This is a genomic window from Lysobacter sp. P5_B12 (genome assembly GCF_056400425.1).
The window spans coordinates 1-19,460 of sequence record NZ_JBFULG010000014.1 but is presented as its reverse complement, the minus strand read 5'-3'; the positions used below and the strand labels follow the sequence as shown (position 1 = coordinate 19,460).

Sequence of the window (19,460 nt, the reverse complement as noted above, 5' to 3'; positions counted from 1 at the left end):
GGCCGTTGCATCGATGGGATAAAGATGGTCAAATGCCACGCATCGTTGCATTAGCGACAATGATTCGGAGGTGGTGGTCATGCAAGACCTCAACGATCTCTATTACTTCTCCGCCGTGGTCGACAACGGCGGCTTCGCGGCCGCCGAACGCGCCCTGGGCATTCCCAAGTCCCGCCTGAGCCGGCGCATCAGCGCGCTGGAGAACGAACTGGGCGTGCGCCTGCTGCAGCGTTCCACGCGCCGCTTCGCGGTCACCGACGTCGGCAGCGCCGTGCATCGCCACGCGCAGACGATGCTGGAAGAAGCCAAGGCCGCGCGCGAAGTCGTCGATCGCCTGAGTTCGGAACCGCGCGGCACCATCCGCCTCAGCGTGCCGGTGAGCTTCGCGCAGGAAATGGTGCCGCGGCTGATGCCCGAGTTCCTCGCCAAGTACCCGCAGGTGCGCGTGCAACTGCACGTGAGCAATCGCCGCGTGGACGTGATCAACGAAGGCTTCGACCTTGCGATGCGCGTGCGCAACAAGCTCGACGACGACGGCAGCCTGGTGATGCGTTCGTTCGGCCAGATCCAGGAATTGCTCGTCGCCAGCCCCGCCTATCTCGATCGCATGGGCCGGCCGACGGATCCGGATGCGTTGAAGGACCACGTCACGCTGAGCATGAGCGAAGACGAAGCGCGCCAGCGCTGGGATCTGCAGGACGCGAACGGCGAGATGCGCCGCGTCGAACTCAAGCCGCGCCTGGCCGGCTTCGATTTCCCGATGCTGATGGCGCTCGCGCGGCAGGGCATCGGCATCACGATGCTGCCCGAAACCGTCTGCGCCGAAGCCATCCGCGCCGGCGAACTGGAAGTGGTGCTGCCGCAATGGCGTTTGCCGCAGGGCATCGCGCACCTGGTGTTCGCGTCGCGTCGCGGCTTGTTGCCCGCCGTGCGCGCGATGATCGATTTCCTCGCCGAGCGCATGCCCGCGCTGATCGAGGAATCGCGCCTGCATTGCCGCAATTGCCCGCAGGGCAAGGAAAAACAGGACGTTCCCCAAGTGGAGCGCCGCAAGCCAGCAGCGGTGGCCGTCGCACCGCAAACCTGAGTTCGGTTCAGTGCAGTTGGTGCCGGCCGCGCCTGGGGTCGTAGAACTGCGCGGCCGTCAGCAGGGCGAATGCACGCGACTGCAGCTCGTGTTCGACGCGATGGCGCAGTGTCGGATCGAGTACTTCGGGTTCGAGTACGCCGAGCCAATGCACCTGCGTGCCGCGTATCTGTTCGATCACCGGACCGCGTTGCAGCATGTAGTGCCCCTGGTAGCACCGATAGACGTTCAGCAAGGTTGACGTCATGGAAGCGGCCGTAGGTTTGAACGAAAGTGCCGCATCGTCCTTGACGATCGTGAGGTTTGCGAATCCCCCGTCACGGTGAGCCAGTGGCGGTCGCTTCGTGTCCGGTTTCGCCTTCGCACTCACGCGCGCAAGCGGCGCAGGAACTGTCGAGTCTTGCCGCGCAGCGGCTGTAGCGTCTTGCCGTAGAGCGTCGACAACGCGCGCCGCTTGGGCGGAATACGCCACGCGAAGCCATCCTGGATCGCGTACTGGCAGGGATTGCAGAAACCGCAGGGCTCGCCGTCCGGCGTCGGCGAATGACAGAACCACGTCATCGCCATGACATCGTGCCAACCGCTGCGCTCGACCACCGCGATGGTCTGGTCCTTCTCGGTGTTGAACAGCGGTAGCGAAAACCCGCCGTAGATCTTGCCGATCGGCGTGTCGAGGCACTCGTCCTTCACGCGGAACGTGTCATGGCCATGCGCATCACGGGCAGGCGTGACGTAATCCTTGATCACGCCGTACGCGCCGTGCACGGTCTTCTCCAGCGAAAGCTCGATGCCCTGGACGCCGAACTGCTTCACGAAGCGTGCGAGGAACGCGTATTGATCGCCGAGGCCGCGCAACCGCAGCATTTGCACGAAGGCGCGTTCGATCTCCGCATCGGGGCGCACTTCCTCCAGCTGAACCACCCGCGTGGGCAACAGCAGCTCGCGCGTTTCCGGATGGTGTTCGGCCAACCAGGCGCGAATCCGGTCCATCGCCTGTGTTTCGCGTTGCGCCGACCCCCGCTTGCTGTCGAGCAGGTACCAGGGTTGGACGCGCGCGCGTAGCGCGAGCAACAACACGAGCAGGCGAAAGGTGGAATCCCATCCCCCGGTCCAGAGCAGGGGCACGGGCGTTTGCGTCTCGATGGCCATCCGATTGGCTCCTTTCCAGCGCGGGCATGGTAGGCAGAACACGCGCCCAGCGACGATGAACGGCCATTTGGCCGGTTCAGCAAGTGCCGTTAAAGTGTCGTGACCGGAGGGATGGCCGAGCGGTTTAAGGCACCGGTCTTGAAAACCGGCGTCGTGGAGACACGACCGTGGGTTCGAATCCCACTCCCTCCGCCATGGATTCGGCGAAATGGCTGGAATATCGGGTGCGGCTGGGGCTGACTTGGTGTCATTCCCAACAAGATTCCCAACAGGCGTTGACAGCCTGTCTCGCTCTCGCGCGCGACGGTGGACGCTCATAGATCAGACCAGCTTGAGAAGAAGATAGCCACTCGTGGGCATGAGCAGCCGGCCCGACGCCCGCTTTCGACCCATAGCGGACATTCGGTAAGCTCCCAGAGGCGCTACTCGGGGGGCAGAGTCGAATGAGAAGACTGCTGGTCGTTGCGGGCATCGGCATGACGATGACGGCCTGCTCCTCGYGGCCCGACAAGTCGCGGCTCTGTTTCATCGACGACCCACCTATCAACCCGACAAGTCGCGGCGAGATGAAGGCCGTCGAGTTCGTGAAACGCCGCATTGGCGACAGTTGTCGGCCAGCCATCGTCGAGTGCAATTTGCAGTTGCGTCGTGAGGCCAACGGTCAGATCGAGGTGGTCGCCTCCAGGGCATCGGTTACAGGCGAACCGCCCTCGTGCATGCGGCTCGAAGGTGGTTTCGAGACCTACGTTTTCTCGGAGGAAGGCGAATACATTCGAACCGACCTTGGTCTATAGCCCGGGGTAAAGCGGTGACGAACCATGGGGATGTCCGCTTGTGGCCGATAGCGGACATTCGACCATGACCGCTTTCGACCCAAAGCGGACAGTCAACATAGGCGGAGCAAATGGTATGCCGCATTTATCGCGGGCGGGGACGGTCTCAAGAAATTTCTACCTCGCACCGCGTGGGTGACTAAAACCCTCACTGCGTGCCATTCTCGCAACCATGCAGCCGACAAAGGGGAGCGGGGATGCGGAAGGATCTTGCATTGACATTTTTGCTTACGGTTTGTGCGGGATGTTCCGGACAGCCTGGTACGCAGGCAACTCAATCCGAGCCCGCCTCTGGAGTAAGCAGTGGGACGGTGGGTGTAGATGAGACAAAGATGACAGGCAATGCTAGCTCAGAGGAATGGTCTACCGAAAAGAGACAGTCGACCATCGACGGAGAAACGTATCTCGCGAAACGCGTATACGACTTTCCGCAACACCAGTCGCGATTTGAAGTGACGCTCGCTTGTGTCGTTGCAACTGGTAGTGCTGACCTAGCGGTTGATTCCTTCGTAGGCGAAACAAAAGCCCCTAGTCCCCAGAGCGCCTTTTTGTCCGAAGGCGGAAGGGTGAAGTCGGCAGACGGCACGGTCTCTGACCTGAGCGCTTACTTCAGCGTGGGATCTGAGTACAGCAATCGTATTACTTTGGATAAGCAACGGCTGTTCTCTGAACAGGTTGCAAGCTCCTCGGAGCTAGATAAATTCCGCACGTACCCGCTAGACGAAGAGATCAACCAAGCAAGGGCGTATCTCGCAACTCTTCCAATGATTGTCGAGGTAAAAAATGGCGCGGGGACATTTGAACTGGACATCAATAAGAGCAGGAGCGTTACGGACTTGCTCACTGCCTGCGGCGGGGATCAGGAATTGTTGAAGGAAACGTACGTTGTTCGTTCCCGTCAAATCGAGGAACAGGTGCGTGACACGGTAGTAAAGAACCTTAAAAACATCTGTAGTTACAGGGGGAAAATTCGCGTAACTGGCGAAGATTGGATAGAGCACGCCAAGACCCTTTCGATTCCCTTGGACTGCAACGCGTCTGCACCTTCGGAGCTGGCGGAATTCAATTCCAAAATCGATAGCTATTTGCAAATGGCTCAGACCCGCGGGTTTCAGTGCCAGCGAGATGCGCTGATCAAGCAAGCAGAAGATCAAGGGCTTGACGAGTCCATGTGGAGCGACAGTAATTACCTGCAGTTGTTCTGCAAAGCCTGATGCTGGGGGGCGACCAGGCAGGCGCTTGGTGTCCCTTTTTCAAGGCTTCTGGGTTGCTGTTTGCTCCGGTGGGAAAGCAACAACGCCACCGAGCGATATTGGTCCAACTGACCTCGCCACTGCATTCGCTTCGCGGGTCTCCCAACCCATGTTGGCGAATGTCTGCTTCTGGCCGTTAGCTGGCATTCGAGCACGACCGCTTCCGACCCAAAGCGGACATTCGCGTCGAGCCAATTGGTCTGGAGATACGCAGCTTGTTGGCCGGATCAAGTCTCCATAAGATCAGGGCAATTCAGTCGCTGGACTTCCATGTCGCTCTCTCGGAACGTGTTCGGAGACTTTTCGGTTGCCTTCCGTAGCCCTCTGCCTGTCCCTGTGGCGGCAGGGAGGCTGGCGGCGGTCTCCGATCAAAGCACCTTTCGGCAATCCACTCCTGGATTGCATGGCTACGCGATCGCAAGCGAGGTCCTTGTTTGGGAGGGACACGAATTCTTGGTGAATCCATTTCGACCATACTTCCGCGGCTCTTTTTCCGAAGAGCACGGCGCTACGGTCCTGAGTGGTGTGTTTCACTCGGATTGGAGGGTCAAGGTTTGGTGCGCCCTTGCGGCAATTGCCAGCCCAATTGCGTTCTTCTCCGGTTTGGCAGGAGGGCTGGCACATAATCCCCTTCACTACTTTGCTGCTCCTGCTATCGCGGCGGCCGCATTATTTTGCCTTCGCCGCTCAATTCGCCCGGGATCAAGGCTGGTGCGATCACTTTCAAAAAAGATCGAGATGGCAGTTGCCGGCGAGGGGGGCTGACAACGCAATCATGCCGGCACCGTTTCGTGTCGGCTCGAGGCCAACACCTGGGCGTGCCGGATGAGTCACGTATGTCGATCGTCCCGGGCTGCCCGAACATGCGGGCGACCCCTGGCGGCCCGGCCGGGCGCCACGGTGATTCTTGTCCGCCGTGTGACTATGCTTTGAGGCGGGGAGCGCCGCACGGTGGCGCACAGGGGAACTGCAAATGATTCGATCGACGATCGCCGGGCGCGCGTTGGTGCCGGCGCTGTTGGGACTGTTGGGATTCGCGCCGCTGCTGGCGCATGCGGAGGAGTGGCGCTGGTGCGCCGCGGGCGACGTGATGGACAGCGGGCCGCCGAACGGGCCCTTCCGTAGCGCCGAACCGTTCCGCGCCGACGACTTGCCCGACTTCCAGGCGCAGTTCGAGGCCCAGATGCGCTCCGCGATGGCGCCGATCGAGGGCGAGTTGACGGTGATCTGCTCGCCGGCCTTCCCAGATGAAAAGTCGGCGTTGAGCCACCAGACGGATTGGTTCATCTCGCTGGAAGGCGCGATTCCGGTGACGACGGCCTACTGGACGCCCGAGCGGCATCCCGTTGCAAGCGACACACCGACCGACGCGGCTGCGAGCGCGGGCAAGCGCATTGACCGGGCAGCGTCATCGGCTTCCGACGCACGCGTGGCTACCGCCACGAGCGCGCCGCAGCCCGTGGTCGATACCGCATCGAGCGGTGCGGAACAAGACAGGGCGGCGGCGCAGCGCGCGGAGGAGCGCCGGCAGCATTACGAGCGCGAACGCATCGCCGCGCAGCAGGGCGGCAAGCCGTTGCGCTTCGTGCTGTGGGTTGGCTTGCAGCCGCAGGTGGGCGATTCGTCGAACCCGTCCTGCTACTCCAACGTCATCACCCGCCCCGGCCCCGCGGGGTGGGGCGCCGAGAACCTGCCAACGGGCACGGCCGAACAGGCGATCGCAATCATCGATGCCGCCAAGGCATCGTTCCTGGCGAAGTGTCGCGCCACCAGCGGGCGGGAGATCTCCGGCATCGTGCACCACGAGCGCAACCAGGACGAACGCGACGAGGCGTCGCTCCTCAAGGTGCGCGCGATTGGCCCTCAGGACTCGACCGTGCCGATGGATTGAGCTGGGGCGCCCACTTAGAGCTGACGCTGATTCGTGTCCGATTTCGACCCATAGCGGACCTTCGATCTACTACCGCTCAGGTCTCGGAGTGCCGACCTCGGCTTGTTGGCCTTGCGCCATCTTGCCTAAGCTTGAGGCAACGCATGGAAGGGGCGGTGTATGGGGATTGATGTCCACTGGAAGGATGAGCGTGGGGCAGTCCTTGGCGCCGTCGAGGATGACGGCGTATTGAGCAGCCTCAGCGCTCTCCTTCATCGCCAAACGGAAAGCATCTGCTTGCGCTTCATCGATCCAGCGGGAGAAGCCTGTTTCAACCAGCAACAGCGTCCGATACTGCTGGACGAGTTTCGACGGTTGTTGCCGACTCTTGGCGGCAGGCAGCGCATGCAGGTTGATGCCATCGTGCAACTCATCGAGGGCGCAGTCATGACGCACACGTACGTCTGGTTCATCGGGGACTAGTCGACGCAGGACGAGCACGTCCGCTTTTGGCCGAAAGCGGTCATCGACCCTGAGCGTCTGCTTTCGACCCAAAGCGGACACCTGCTTGCGTAAGCTTCGGCACCCCTGCGACAACGCATTCGGGAGGCACCTTGCGAGACATTGACGAGATCATCGATGCGCTGACCCGTGCGCACGCGGACATTGTCGTCCAGCAATTGCAGGTGCTTCACCCCGGGGCGGATGACGACGGTGTGTGGTTCTTCCGGCATCCGGCCAGCCCGCATGAAGTGCAACTTGAGTCGCCTGCTGGCGCTTGCCCATTCCTGTTTGAGTCAGACGCTCACCCGTCGCCTGCCACCGCCAATACGGTTGCGGAAGGCATCTCGTTGGTTGCGGGCGGTTTGGGCTTGGCTGTGCCGCGGGCCTAGCAACTAAAGCAGACGCCAATTCGCGGCTTGACTTGATCGCGAGCGTTGGCAATGTCCGCTCATGGCCGTTAGCGGACATCGCGCCTGGAGTGACCGCTTTCGACCCAAAGCGGACATTCGTCCGTTACGATCCGCGTGGGTCCCTAACCGCCTCGTTGGCAATTTGGCATGCAAAGACTTCTCTCTCTACTGAGCTTCCTTGCCATCCTTCTCTGCGCCTGCGCCGTTCAATCAGGCGCCGCAGCGAATGCCGCGCCTGTAGATGGTGGCACCCAAGAGCAGCAGAAAGAGGTCCGGGCGGCTGCGAAGATTTTGGTAGCTCRCCTCGACGCCGGTCAGTACGCTGAAGCTTGGGCGATGGCTGGCCCGAGCCTTACGGCAAAGACCACGCAAGCAGAGTTTGTGCGCTACATCTCTACGCTTCGCGCGCCTCTCGGCGCGGCCGGGAAGCGAACGATCAAGGGATTTGGCTTCCCCACAGAGCTTGAAGATGCGCCACGGGGCCAATACGGGGTGATCGCCGTTGAAACCGACTTTGCAAATGCCGAGGCCGTGGAGGAGAAGCTCGTCTTCGAGTTCGTTGGCGGGAAGTGGCGGCTCGTCGGTTACTGGCTTTCCAAGACGCTCACCATTGGCGCTGCGCAGATGCCGAACAAAGCAATCAAGTCGCAGCCCCTTCGCGGCCCCGCTTGAGTAAGTAACGAATGTCCCCTTCTGGCAGAAAGCGGACACCCGCTAATCTAACGGCTGGTACGCGCAATAGTGAGTTAGCTGCGAACCCATTCTGGACGTGGCTCGTCCCAAGAGGCTGGGTACGGTGGAGGACCTTCTGGATGCTTGTCCAGAAAATAACTGGCCAGCTTCAGCACGTCATCGGCGATTCGCAACAGCGTTCCGCTGTGGCCGTCGGTGATTTTGCACTGTCGTAGCTCAAAGAGATCATCTAGCCAGTGTTCAATGTCCCAGTCTTCGTGCGCGGCGCCGGCTTGTTCAGCCCAAGCTCGAACAAACGTTAGGTTCGAGATCCCACCGCGTTCGAACGTTTGTGCACCACCTGCGGTCGGGATCGGTTTCAGTGATTCCACTGCATATTCGTTGAGATAGTCCTCTAGCAGCACGTGACGCCCGTTGTGGAGGATGGTCGCTTCGAAATTGCATGCGGCCATCAAGTTTGTCAGGAGCGGAACATTGGATCGAAACGGGCAAACGAGGATTCTCAGCTTCGCTGCAATCTCGCCGTAGAACCTGTCGTCGGTGGGTGCGCGGTCTCGGTACTCTCTGAGGAGCGACAGGTGTGCACGAAGCCGGCTCATGAGGTCTTGCCAGGTGCGTCGACTCTTGAGTTTTCGGGGCGCCATCGGCAGAGGGTAGCGCTAGTCCGACCCCGCTCGGCATTCGCATGATGAAGCCGGGGAGGTCAAGGGAGGGCTCTGCATGCGCGCGCGAATGACTTTGGTGGGGAAGCCGGCGAAAAGCACGGCTACCCGGAAGGGGGTGTGCACCCCCTTGAAGGGGTCCAAGGGTGGGGGGCGCTGCACGGCGAGAACCAAGAGGGGTACCCCTTGCAGGGCTTGGGCGGAAGCGGGGTACAGCCGTTGTCGACGCCATCATGGGCTATGCAGGGCGCTTACGAAGGCCGGCAAACCCTGTCGGGGAGGGAAGCTCCGCGGCGGGCGGTGCAAATGGCATGGGGGGCGCTCGACTGGGCCGCGATCGATTGAGGGAAAGTTCAAGGTGGCAATGAACCTTCCGCGGGTTCGTGAGGCACACGCATCGGGGATTTGGTAGCAAGGTCCCTAGGCACAGCGGTCGAGCAATTGACTCTTAATCAATAGGTTCAAGGTTCGAATCTTTGACGGCCCACCAATTCCGAGAATTAAATCAAGCGCTTAGGGGAAACCTAGGTGCTTTTTTTGTTCTGAATTTTCGGGAGTTATTTTCCGGAGCCGGCCTGAAAGCCTTGACCTGACTGCTTAGAGCAATTGATTTTTGATCAATTGCTGTACAGGGTTGAGCCGCGCCCCTGCTCAAACTGGTACAAATTTGACGATGGCCAAGATCCCTCCCGGACTCAAAGAGATTCTGGTCAACGGTGTCGTGGTCGGCCACTTCGAGAGTAGCGGTGACACAGAGCAGGACCTTCCGCGCTTCCGCGCGAAGCTTGAGGAGCTCGGGCACTCGGTGAGAGAGCTTCCGCAATGGATGCACATCCGGCAGCAAGCCCTCTACTTCCAAGATACCTGCGCTCACTTGCTTAGGACTGAGCTTCACCGGCCCACCCCGCGTAGGCCCTTCGCCTTGATTCCTTACGTCGTCAATACAGCGTTCTGCATTGAGCTTTATCTAAAAGCGTTGTCGTTGAAGCACGGAAAGACTCTCCAGGGTCACAAATTGGCGACGCTCTACAAAGCCCTGCCACCAAGCGCCTTGAACGATATCGATGCGAGTATTGAAGAGGCCGCTAAGACAGCGCCTTTGGGCGAGCCGCCGGATGTTGCCGCATACATGACTCACCTCAATAACGCGTTCGTTGAATGGCGCTACGTGTACGAGCGAGAGCACACTGGCGAGGTGAGGATGGATGTGTTGCATTTCCTTCGGATGCTCATGTTTCTGGCTTGCCGAAATGAAATTTCTCAATCGAGTGGCGAGTCGGGGAACGCATGACCCTTGTCATCGGAGATGTTGCTAGCTGGGCCGGCGTCTTTGTAGGCGTCGTCGCCATTGGAATGACCCTAAATGACCGATCTCAAGAGAAAACGCGTCGCGAAGAGGAAAAGCAGCGCCGTAAAGATCAAGCGCGCGTACTCAAGACTCTGATTCGTCAAGAGATCGAAGACCTAAGCAATAGCCTGCTGAGAGTCCAGGCCGAACTTTATGGAAATCCTCGGGCTGCGGACGTTACCGCCCTAGCATTTGCTCTGATGGCTGACCCCGAGGCTGCAACGCGGATTCGATCGCACGCGGTCCATATCGACATGCCGTTGGTTAGAGAGTTCTTTGAGTACCTGACTGATCTAGAGCCGGCATTCCTTGAGTCGCTAGAAAAATTGCTGTTCGGCACCCTCGATCTCCGACGCTACCTGGAATATTCAATCAATCCAGGCGATGACGTGGCGCGAATTGACTGGCTTCGCGAAAAATATGAGGCAGCGAACACCGCAATGACGGATCTTCGACGTCTTGAGCAATGGTGGTGAATCGAACCATCCACTGCTGCGAGGGCCCTGTATCGTCGACGATGCGCAATGCGACGTTCAAGGCGTCGACAGTCGTCCATATTCCGCCTTTCCCGTCGTGCTTGTAGCGGATGCCTTGCGATTCCGCCCATCGAATTATCCCTGCCATACGAAGCTTGCCGCTTAGCCTCTAAAGGTCTTCGAGCGGCAAGACCTCGGTTTAGTGACTAGCGCGATGAAGCCAGAGGCGGGGCCCTCGCGTTATTTGGCTACGAACGTAGGGAGCTCCGGCGGGTACTTGGCGACTTTCCAGGCGGCCCGACAGAGATGCTCCATGTTGGCTCCGAGTTGCGACAACTCGACCAGCGGGTCCGGACCTTGGCTGGCCAACGGCGTATGGCTTTCTGGTTCCCCCAATCTAATCGTCTTGATCTCTCCAAGACACGTGGCAGCAATCTCAATCACAACGCCGGACACGCGTTTGTTGGATGCCATGGGCACCTTGTGCAGCATTTCATTGCGCACTTCGCCAAGCCTGCGAAGCCAGTTGGGGTTGTGTTCCGTCCCGGACGCAGTGAGCACGAGTTTCGAAAACGGTTGCGTAGCCTGTGCGCTATTAGCCTGCTTCCCAATCCAGTCTTCCAGGCGAGCCAGGCAATCAATCTTCTGCGGCGCGCCTGCGTGAATGGCTRCAATCCGGGCGAGGTGGTCGCGAGCAGAGGAGAGTTCAGAAGCGAGAGAGTGGCAATCCGCGTAAAGATCTAGCAGCGCTGCGTTCGAAGACCACCGGCCCGGCTGTCTTTTATCGGCAAGTGCCCACTTTAGCTGGGCGTGGTATCTGTCTGAGACGTCCCGCAAGCGCAGTCCGGCTGCCTTCAAGCAAGCACTCAAGTAAGATGCACTGTTGGCGTACTCTCCGTCACCCCATATTTCCGCCCGGTTAGCAACGGCGCTCCAAGAATCTGCGGCACCAAGCCCGTTGGCAGGGTCCCGCGCACCCCACTCCCAAATGTCCATGGGAGGGGAATTCCCACCCATTTGGTAGTGAACGCACACGCCAAGAAATCGCTGGCCACACTCTTTTGTGGCGAACTCGAAGTGGACCCGTTGATCTCCAAACAACAACACGTCCTGATTCGGGTCTTCAGATGCCGGAAACAGTGCCCAGCCCTGGTCCGTCTGGTATCCACGAAGTCCCCCACTGAAGTGAATTTCTTCGGTGGTTGAGGCCTTGCCGGTCTCCAACTTCTCAATTTCAAAAGCCATGAGTCGTCCTTTCTGAAGGATCTTGGTTAACTGCGTTTACGTCATAGCGAACGCAAGACGGCAATCGACCCCGCGCCGAACACTACGCGCAGAGGATTAGGAAGGGCGTAATAAACTAGCGTCCGCTGTTGACCTAAAGCGGACACTCGGCCACCGACGGTGGCGGCTGCGCCGGCGCATCTGGTCTGGGGTTGCCCGCCATCGAACTGGTATGCGACCGACTTGCGGCGGGGCTGCCAGGTGGCTGCGCTCAAAGCCTTTCCACTCCAGTGGGAGGGAAAGGGCGCGGAAGATCAAGAAGTACTCAAAGCGCGACCAAGCGAAGCTGGTGCGCTATTACCGTCGTGCCGGATTCAAATCATTTAGTGCCGACGGGTGCATGGTGCGTGCGCTCTAGTGCAATGAATAGCGCATGCGCAACGTAGCTGTTGCTAAACATCAACGCTGTGCGTCCAATGCGGGCTCCATCCCTTGGAGAGGTAGTTTACAAGGTGCTTGTCACCAAAAAAGGTAACCTTTCCGTATTGCATAAAGGCCAGCGCTGATTGATCGACTTTCAAACCGCCCGCACGAACCTTCGCAGTCAGTTGCGCGAGAAGCTTGGAGTTGTCTGTGTTCGTTCCACTCGAGGACCTAGCATCGAAGACGGCGAAGTCGATGTATCCCACTAGAATCCTTCAGCTCCCGCCGCCAAGGCCCTCCATGGAACACGTCTGGATTCGCTCGATCGCCATCGATGACCATGGGCTTTTGGAGGTCGAGCCCACGCTCCCGCCAGGTCAGGACCTCCGCTTCATCTACCGCAGTGCCACTGGCGTGACATGGAACGAGAAGGCGGGAAAGCTGCACCCGGCTAACGGTAGTAGCTCCGACCACGTTGCTTGGATGCGTCGAATAATCGAAGCCGTCCGAAGTGAGTATGGAATCGAACTCGTCGCTCGCGATCAGACGGTCTGGCGCAACGCTCCGGCCAGCCTCATCGACGAGCTGAAGGCCGCTGCGACACCGGAATCCGCTCGCTCCGAGTGACCGCTGTTGGGCCGATAGCGGACATTCGACCCCTCCGCCGGGTTCCTCACCTTGGGTGACCGCTATCGACCCAAGGTGGACGTTGGCCGTCATCCATGGCCGCGCGTCTGCACGGATCGATCCGAAGTCACCTCGCCAACGCAAGTAGACAACCTGCGCTTGAAATCGTGTACTGCGGCACGGTTTTCCTGCGCCGTTCCGAAAGGGCGCTATTAAGGGCTGTCGCCAGCAGCGATTCTGTCCCCGGTCGTCAAGGGGATCCCCAATGCATCGTCGCTCATTGGCGCTCGCCGCCATGCTGTCCGTTTGTGCGTTCCCGGTCGCCGCGCAGGTCACCATCCCCGAGGAATACGGCAAGGCCATCAAGACGGCCGAGACCGTCGGCGCGCTGGGCGACAACCTCTTCGGCGAAGAGACGAGCTTCTACACCGGGGCGACAACCTTCGGTGCCACCGATGTCAGCCTGCCCGGCAACAACGCGATCCCGGTGGCGGTCGGGCGTCGCTACAGCGTCGAGGGCCGTACTGGCACTGAGCAAATTCGACTGCTGCAGCACGATGGCAGTTTCGCCGATTGGGATCTCGACATCCCGCACCTGCACGGCACCTATTCGGTGGCCGGCTGGCAGGTAGACGGCCACACGACGGCGGGCATGAACGCGCGTTGCTCGCAGCCCGAATCCGGTTCCTACGAAGCGCCAATCGTGGAAGGCACCTTCAACCGCCTGTGGAGCGGCCCGGAATATTGGCAGGGCACCAGCATGTACATCCCGGGGCAGGGCGACCAGACGATGATGATGGTCGTCGGCACCGGCCTGCCGAAGCCCACCGACGGCAAGACCTACCGTTGGGTCACCAACGGCCTGTGGTACTTCTCGTGCCTGGACAAGATGACGCTGGGCGCGGGCGAAGGCTTCGAAGCGGTTTCCCCGCAGGGCTTACGCTACACCTTCGACTGGATGGTCAGCCGTGATGTCGAATTCATCAACAAGAACGACAGCAGCGGCGCCCTGTTGATGGCGCAGAAGACGGGCGACGCGATCATCAACGCACCGCCCAATTCCAACGCGACCTCGCTCAACCGCAAGGAAGTCTGGATCCTGCCGACCAAGGTCGAGGACCGCTTCGGCAACCGCGTCACCTACACCTACAACGCGCTCAACCCGTGGCGACTGGAGAAGATCGCGTCCACCGACGGTCGCGTCATTACACTGACCTACAACGCCTCGGGGTACATCGCGACCGTCAACGATGGCACGCGTACCTGGACGTACGAGTACGCCAACGGCCTGAGCGGCGTGGTGTTGCCGGACAGCTCGCGCTGGACGATCGACTTCACGACGCTGCGCAAAGCGTACGCCACGCCGTATTCGGCCAGCAACGAATGCGACGACCCGACACTCTCGCCGGTCCAAACCACGGTGACCGGCACGATCACGCATCCCTCGGGCGCGGTGGGGCAGTTTTCCTTCACTCCCAAGATGCACGGCCGCTCCTACGTCAACCGCGTGTGCCGGCAAACGAACTGGCCGTCGACCGAGGGCTACGTCGTCTTCCCCAATCGCTTCAACGCAATCTCGCTGACGCAGAAGAAAATCACCGGCCCCGGCATCGCGACGATGCAGTGGGACTACACCTACGGCGCGCCGAACGCGAGCTGGCTGGAAAACTGCCCGACCGATACGAGTTGCACTTCGACAAAGACGGTCGAAGCCATCGAGCCTGACGGCACCTGGACGCGCTGGACCTTCGGCAACCGTTACAAGGTCTCCGAAGGCAAGCTGCTGAAGGTGGAAACCGGCACGGGCCCAACAAACATCCTGCGCACCACGGCCACGACCTACCAACTCGATCCGACCGGCATGCCGTACGCGCGGATCGGCATGGACCCGTTCATCAAGAGCGACTTCACCTCGGAAAACTTCCGCCCCGAGATCGCACGCACGATCACGCAGCAAGGGCGCACGTTCAACTGGCTGGTGCAGTCGAACTGCGATGCCCAAGGCACGCCGAATGCGACCGGGCCGACGATCTGTCTCGACCAATTCGCGCGGGCAACCAAGGTCAGGCGTTACAGCGGCACGGACACGCGCACCGATGCAACGTGGTTCGAAGACAACCTGGCGAAGTGGGTCGTCGGCAAGCCGCGCAAGTCGCTCAATACCGATACCAACCGGATCGTATCCGAAACCTCCTACGACCCGACCACGGCCCTGCCGCTGTGGACCAAGGCCTTCGACAAACTCAAGCTGACGGCCACGTGGAATCCGGACGGCACGCTCGCGACCACCTCGGACGGCCGGGACTCTCCGTCGACGAACACGACGGTTGGATATTCGATCTGGAAGCGCGGCATCCCGCAGGTGATTGCGTTTCCCGATGGCTACACCAAGCAAGCTGTCGTCGAAAACCCTGGCTGGATCAGCTCGGTCACCGACGAAAACGGCTACGTGACCTGCTACGGCTACGACCAAATGGGTCGCCTCAACAAGATCACCTATCCCAACAATGCGCTGATCGCCAACGCACAAGCTTGCGGTACCGACGCCTGGAACACGTGGGACCGCACGTTCGTTCCCGTCGCCACCGCGGAGGTCGGCCTTCCGGCCGCCCACTGGCGCGAGCAGATCACGACCGGGAACATGCGCAAGTTCGCTTACTACGACGCCCTGTGGCGCCCGGTGCTGACGCAGACGTATGACATAACAAACACCAGCGGCACGCTTAGCCAGTCCGTCACGCGCTACGACGCCGACGGACATCCCGTGTTCCAGTCCTACCCGCAGACGGGTATCACTGACTTCAACCAGACACTGAAGGGCACGCGCTCGACCTACGACGCACTTGGCCGCCAGACCCGGGTGGAGCAGGACGCCGAAGCCGAGCTCAACGGCATCCTCGCCACCACGACGGACTATTTGTCCGGATTCCAGGTGCGAGTGACCAACCCGCGCGGCAAGGTCACCACCACCACGAGCTTTAAGGTCTACGACCAGCCGAGCACCGATCTGCCCGTCAGCATCACCGCGCCCGAAGGTGCGGTCACCGACATCAACCGCGACATCTTCGGCAAGCCGAAAGCCATCATCCGGCACGACCTGGGCAATATCGTGCAGGTGACGCGTTCTTACACCTACAACCCAGCCCAAGAACTGTGCCTCGTACAGGAGCCGGAGACTGGTTCGAGCTACATGGGTTACGACGCGGCCGGCAACCTGGAGTGGTCGGCCTCGGGCTACGGCCCGGCTTCGGCATGCGCCACGAAAGAAGCCGTCGCCGCACGTCGCTCCGACCGACTCTACGACAGCCGCAATCGCCTCGTCGACCTCAGCTTCGCCGACGACACCGGTGAGCAAGTCTGGAGCTATACCCCCGACGGCTTGCCGGCAACGATCACCACGTACAACGCTGCGGGCCGCACCTACCCATACATCAACACCTACAGCTACAACAAGCGTCGTTTGGTGGGAGGACAGGGCGAGTCGGGGCAGGATGGTAGCGACACCGCGCCCTGGTACACGTACTCGATCGGCTACGGCTACGACAAGAACGGCGCACTGGCCAACAACGTCTACCCGGATAGCCAGATCGTCGACTACGCACCCAATGCCCTCGGCCAGGCGACCAAGGCAGGTACCTACGCCACGGGCGTGACCTACTACCCGAACGGCGCCATCAACCAATTCACCTACGGCAACGGCGTGATCCACAAGATGGATCAGAACGAACGCCAGTTGCCGGAACGCAGCCGCGACTACTACGGTACCGGCAACATCCTCTACGACAGCTACGACTACGACGCCAACGGCAACGTGGTGGCGATCAGCGATGGCACGGGTGGCCGCGGCAATCGCGACATGACCTATGACGACCTGGATCGTCTGACATCGACGACCTCCCCGAGATGGTTTGGCGGCACGATCATCTACACCTACGATGTGCTGGACAACATTCAATCTGTCGCGCGGCCCAATGGCCAAAGCTATCACTACTGCTACAACACAGCGGGGCAGTTGGAGTTCCTGCGCAACGGTGAAGCGACGGCGTGCAATGCAGGCTCGGCCGCGTTTGCGTTGACCTACGACCCGCAAGGCAACCTTTATCAGAAGAACGCACAGCGGTATGCCTTCACGCAGGACAACCGCCTGCGCAACGTCACCGGCTTGGAGTATTACCGCTACGACGGCTATGGCCGCCGCACGCTGAGCTGGAGCCCGACGCTGGGCAATCTGATGTATCTGTATGGTCAGGATGGGACGCTGCGCTTCATGAATGATGTGCGGCGAGGGAAGAGCGAGCACTACGTGTATTTGGGTGGGAGCTTGGTGGCGATCCGCGAAGTGGCCGGATCAACTACGACGATCAAGTATCAGCACACTGATGCGTTGGGGTCGCCGGCGGTGGTGACGGATGCGGCGCGTAACGTCGTTGAGCGCAGCGAGCGCGAACCTTACGGAAAGCTATTGAATCGAGCAATGCACGATGGCCCCGGGTTCACAGGTCACGCGGAGGACGCGCTGACTGGTCTGTCCTATATGCAACAGCGCTACTACGACCCCTGGATCGGCGCCTTCTTGTCTGTCGACCCAGTTACCGCGTACAGAAAGCCCGGGGCAAGTTTTAATCGGTATTGGTATGCAAACGACAATCCGTTCACGTTCAAGGACCCAGATGGAAGGGAATGCAAATCTGCCACCGGGATGACCTCATGCACTCCATACAGGAAGGGATGGGATTTGCCTACGATCACATTTCCAACACCCTATGGCTGGCCAGACACAATCACTGACACAGGCCTGACAAGTCACGAGTATCGTTACGAAACGAGCACGGATGGGAAATCCGATGAGTCGGTACAAGACTCAATTGCGAATGACCCTACGCCGGGCGACGACAAGCCGGCTACTCAAAAGGGAACAGCCAATGACGCGTCGCCAAAGTCTGGACCACGGCAACTCCTTAGCGCCCTAGCAGACAGCCCAGTAAAGAGCTACGTGAGATGGGACAAGAACGGGAATAAGTGGACAATCAACGTCACGCTGCCGGGGCATCCATTGTTTCCAGGATTCGTCATGCGCGGCGCGGTGGGCGGAAAAATTATTACGTATGGACAGGGAGCGGGGGTTCTTCAGGCTGGCGGCCCCCTTTCACAGCTTCTGATTAACGATGTATGGAAAACCCAAAACAGGGTAAACGTAGACAATGCAAAATAACCGAGTACTAAGAACAATCGTTGCTACAGTTGTCGTTCTACTGCTCCTGCTGCCGTCATTTATAACGGCTATTGTGTGGACGACGGTAAATTTGTACGTGGCTGTGCTTGCAATTTCGGCGCTGGCCGTCGTCGCCTACCTTTTGCCTAGATTCAAATGGCTTTTTGCGGCAGTAACTGCAGGCCTAATCGCTCTGCCGCCGTATCCCAATTGGCTGTTTTGGAATGAGTCACGAGGGTGGTTCTTCACGGTTGGCCCGAATCTGCAAGAGTTTAGTATCGGATTTAGTGTTCTTTGCGCCGTCATTGTGCTGGCTCTGGTCCGCGTGCTTTTTTGGGCAATTGGGAAACCGGTCAAGGATGAGCGAGTTACCAACGAGCAAAAATAAACCGTTGACAGAAAAAGCCCGCTCACTGAGCGGGCTTTTGTTTGTGCCCGCTACGGCTACGACGGAATGGGCCGTCTGGCGCGCATCGATCAGCCCAACGACGCGTTGGATGCGCAGGGCAAGGAAGTCTGCGGCACCGATCGCTGGAGCGCGACGGTGCGCACCTTCAAGCGCGCCGACGTCAGCGACAAGGACTACGGCCTGGGCGGGCCGGAGCAGCCCTCATGGCTGGCGGCAACATTGCGCCCCCGAACTTGCTTGCTACCCCGGTGCTACCCCGGCGCTCGCCGGGTCAGAAACGAAAACGCCCCGCTTGGGCTGAAACCAAAGCGGGGCGCGGTATTCGCATGGTGGCCGGGGAGGGAATTGAACCCCCGACACGGGGATTTTCAAGGCACAGTCGAATTTGGCGTGTTGTTAATCCAATCAGCCACTTGCGGCGCTTGCCACCTATTCGAGCCGTAGTTGAGTCGTCCTCTAGGGCAGTTGAGCGAGGCCACGGATGTCCGCTATCGGCCAGAAGCGGACATGCCAAGCACGGACGGGCCGCGAATGGCTCCGAGCAGACGATCGTTCGCGCCCCAGCCGCATTCAAATGCGTGTGGACTCGCTCCATGGGACTGAGCTTATGCAACGTGACTTAAGGCAACAAATGGGCCGCGTTCCCTGCCATTGAGCCGCGCAGCAACCATGGCTACTCGTACCCAGTGAAGTTCACGATTTTCAGGGACTTCTTATCCACGATATACCTTACGCGCCCACCGTTGAAGTCGAAGACGCCCGGCTTGTCCCGCAGATTGATCACGACGATGTATGCGCCGCTCGTTTCGCTTAATCCAATTGCGTAATTGCGGATGTCCGCCACGTAAGGACCCCACTTCCAGTCCGTCGCAGGCTCGTGGCTCAGGCGTATCCGAAAGTCTTCCAGTGCAACTTTTGCAGCATCAAGAACGCCGCGAGCTTCTTGGGCGAAAGCGGCTCCGGCCTGCACGACCCCGCTTACCGCCAGCACGAAGAACATCAAAGTTTTGAGAGTACGCAAGGGTCACCATTCAATAAGAGTCGGTGGGTCGAAAGCGGTCACCGCGCAATGATGTCCGCTTTCGGCCAGAAGCGGACATTCGCTTACGAAATAGACCGAGCGCGCTGGGAGCTCTACGCCGACCAACAGTAGAGCGGACTGCCGAACACGCCAGGCGCGCCAAGGTTGCTCTGATCAGTGCCCCAGAAGCAAAGGAATCGTTCTCGCTGCGGCTGATACACGAGCCAGTAGCCAGCATGGTGAGCAACACAGTGCCCGG

Annotated in this window: 18 protein-coding genes and 2 tRNA genes; 14 read left to right on the top strand and 6 right to left on the bottom strand. The window is 59.9% G+C overall.

Annotated features, from left to right (window positions below):
- Nucleotides 1–79 precede the first annotated feature (79 nt).
- Nucleotides 80–1,087 carry a LysR family transcriptional regulator gene (locus AC1DOM_RS16090; protein WP_498965117.1) on the top strand — a complete coding sequence of 336 codons (1,008 nt, stop codon included), beginning with the start codon at nucleotides 80–82 and terminating at the stop codon, nucleotides 1,085–1,087.
- Between the two features lie 7 nt (nucleotides 1,088–1,094).
- On the opposite strand, the gene AC1DOM_RS16085 is transcribed toward AC1DOM_RS16090, so the two are convergent.
- Nucleotides 1,095–1,334 carry a hypothetical protein gene (locus AC1DOM_RS16085; RefSeq protein WP_498965114.1) on the bottom strand — a complete coding sequence of 80 codons (240 nt, stop codon included), beginning with the start codon at nucleotides 1,332–1,334 and terminating at the stop codon, nucleotides 1,095–1,097.
- A gap of 119 nt (nucleotides 1,335–1,453) precedes the next feature.
- Nucleotides 1,454–2,236 carry a hypothetical protein gene (locus AC1DOM_RS16080; protein ID WP_498965113.1) on the bottom strand — a complete coding sequence of 261 codons (783 nt, stop codon included), beginning with the start codon at nucleotides 2,234–2,236 and terminating at the stop codon, nucleotides 1,454–1,456.
- A gap of 105 nt (nucleotides 2,237–2,341) precedes the next feature.
- Here AC1DOM_RS16080 and AC1DOM_RS16075 point away from each other — a divergent pair.
- From AC1DOM_RS16075 to AC1DOM_RS16060, 4 genes are all read left to right on the top strand, one after another.
- Nucleotides 2,342–2,431 (top strand) — tRNA-Ser (locus tag AC1DOM_RS16075).
- Nucleotides 2,432–2,679: 248 nt separating this feature from the next.
- Nucleotides 2,680–3,030 carry a hypothetical protein gene (locus tag AC1DOM_RS16070; RefSeq protein WP_498965112.1) on the top strand — a complete coding sequence of 117 codons (351 nt, stop codon included), beginning with the start codon at nucleotides 2,680–2,682 and terminating at the stop codon, nucleotides 3,028–3,030.
- A 371-nt stretch (nucleotides 3,031–3,401) separates the two neighbouring features.
- A complete protein-coding gene (locus AC1DOM_RS16065) occupies nucleotides 3,402–4,283 on the top strand; it encodes a hypothetical protein (RefSeq protein WP_498965111.1) in 882 nt (293 codons plus the stop codon).
- A 1,045-nt stretch (nucleotides 4,284–5,328) separates the two neighbouring features.
- Nucleotides 5,329–6,213, top strand: coding sequence for a hypothetical protein (locus tag AC1DOM_RS16060; RefSeq protein ID WP_498965110.1), 885 nt, complete (start codon nucleotides 5,329–5,331; stop codon nucleotides 6,211–6,213).
- A gap of 69 nt (nucleotides 6,214–6,282) precedes the next feature.
- Here AC1DOM_RS16060 and AC1DOM_RS16055 read toward each other — a convergent pair whose 3' ends face one another.
- Complete coding sequence (locus AC1DOM_RS16055; RefSeq protein WP_498965107.1) at nucleotides 6,283–6,693, bottom strand: hypothetical protein; 411 nt, start codon at nucleotides 6,691–6,693, stop codon at nucleotides 6,283–6,285.
- 113 nt (nucleotides 6,694–6,806) lie between these two features.
- On the opposite strand from AC1DOM_RS16055, the gene AC1DOM_RS16050 reads away from it, so the two are divergent.
- Together AC1DOM_RS16050 and AC1DOM_RS16045 are read left to right on the top strand one after the other, a co-directional pair.
- On the top strand, nucleotides 6,807–7,085 hold the full coding sequence (locus tag AC1DOM_RS16050; RefSeq protein ID WP_498965105.1) for a hypothetical protein: 279 nt from the start codon (nucleotides 6,807–6,809) through the stop codon (nucleotides 7,083–7,085).
- 168 nt (nucleotides 7,086–7,253) lie between these two features.
- Nucleotides 7,254–7,778 (top strand): DUF4019 domain-containing protein, encoded by a 525-nt coding sequence (locus tag AC1DOM_RS16045; protein WP_498965103.1) that lies wholly within the window; start codon nucleotides 7,254–7,256, stop codon nucleotides 7,776–7,778.
- A 74-nt stretch (nucleotides 7,779–7,852) separates the two neighbouring features.
- Here AC1DOM_RS16045 and AC1DOM_RS16040 read toward each other — a convergent pair whose 3' ends face one another.
- On the bottom strand, nucleotides 7,853–8,443 hold the full coding sequence (locus AC1DOM_RS16040) for a hypothetical protein (protein WP_498965101.1): 591 nt from the start codon (nucleotides 8,441–8,443) through the stop codon (nucleotides 7,853–7,855).
- 76 nt (nucleotides 8,444–8,519) lie between these two features.
- Between AC1DOM_RS16040 and AC1DOM_RS16035 the strand changes: the two genes are divergently transcribed.
- The 4 genes from AC1DOM_RS16035 to AC1DOM_RS16020 all read left to right on the top strand — a co-directional run bounded on the left by AC1DOM_RS16035 (nucleotide 8,520) and on the right by AC1DOM_RS16020 (nucleotide 10,285).
- Entirely contained in the window at nucleotides 8,520–8,873 is a 354-nt protein-coding gene (locus AC1DOM_RS16035) for an HGGxSTG domain-containing protein (RefSeq protein WP_498965099.1), read from the top strand.
- Between the two features lie 11 nt (nucleotides 8,874–8,884).
- Nucleotides 8,885–8,951, top strand: a tRNA-Lys gene (locus AC1DOM_RS16030).
- A 183-nt stretch (nucleotides 8,952–9,134) separates the two neighbouring features.
- On the top strand, nucleotides 9,135–9,752 hold the full coding sequence (locus tag AC1DOM_RS16025) for a hypothetical protein (protein ID WP_498965097.1): 618 nt from the start codon (nucleotides 9,135–9,137) through the stop codon (nucleotides 9,750–9,752).
- Entirely contained in the window at nucleotides 9,749–10,285 is a 537-nt protein-coding gene (locus AC1DOM_RS16020) for a hypothetical protein (RefSeq protein ID WP_498965095.1), read from the top strand. Before AC1DOM_RS16025 ends, AC1DOM_RS16020 begins: the two co-directional genes overlap by 4 nt.
- Nucleotides 10,286–10,525: 240 nt before the next feature.
- On the opposite strand, the gene AC1DOM_RS16015 is transcribed toward AC1DOM_RS16020, so the two are convergent.
- Nucleotides 10,526–11,530, bottom strand: coding sequence for a hypothetical protein (locus tag AC1DOM_RS16015; protein ID WP_498965093.1), 1,005 nt, complete (start codon nucleotides 11,528–11,530; stop codon nucleotides 10,526–10,528).
- Nucleotides 11,531–12,232: 702 nt separating this feature from the next.
- On the opposite strand from AC1DOM_RS16015, the gene AC1DOM_RS16010 reads away from it, so the two are divergent.
- The 3 genes from AC1DOM_RS16010 (at nucleotide 12,233) to AC1DOM_RS16000 (ending at nucleotide 18,159) form a co-directional block, all read left to right on the top strand.
- Nucleotides 12,233–12,559 (top strand): hypothetical protein, encoded by a 327-nt coding sequence (locus tag AC1DOM_RS16010; protein ID WP_498965091.1) that lies wholly within the window; start codon nucleotides 12,233–12,235, stop codon nucleotides 12,557–12,559.
- 280 nt (nucleotides 12,560–12,839) lie between these two features.
- Complete coding sequence (locus tag AC1DOM_RS16005) at nucleotides 12,840–17,771, top strand: RHS repeat domain-containing protein (protein WP_498965089.1); 4,932 nt, start codon at nucleotides 12,840–12,842, stop codon at nucleotides 17,769–17,771.
- 97 nt (nucleotides 17,772–17,868) lie between these two features.
- Nucleotides 17,869–18,159 carry a hypothetical protein gene (locus AC1DOM_RS16000; protein ID WP_498965087.1) on the top strand — a complete coding sequence of 97 codons (291 nt, stop codon included), beginning with the start codon at nucleotides 17,869–17,871 and terminating at the stop codon, nucleotides 18,157–18,159.
- A 694-nt stretch (nucleotides 18,160–18,853) separates the two neighbouring features.
- Here the strand turns inward: AC1DOM_RS16000 and AC1DOM_RS15995 are convergent.
- Complete coding sequence (locus AC1DOM_RS15995) at nucleotides 18,854–19,180, bottom strand: hypothetical protein (RefSeq protein WP_498965085.1); 327 nt, start codon at nucleotides 19,178–19,180, stop codon at nucleotides 18,854–18,856.
- Nucleotides 19,181–19,460: the final 280 nt, after the last annotated feature.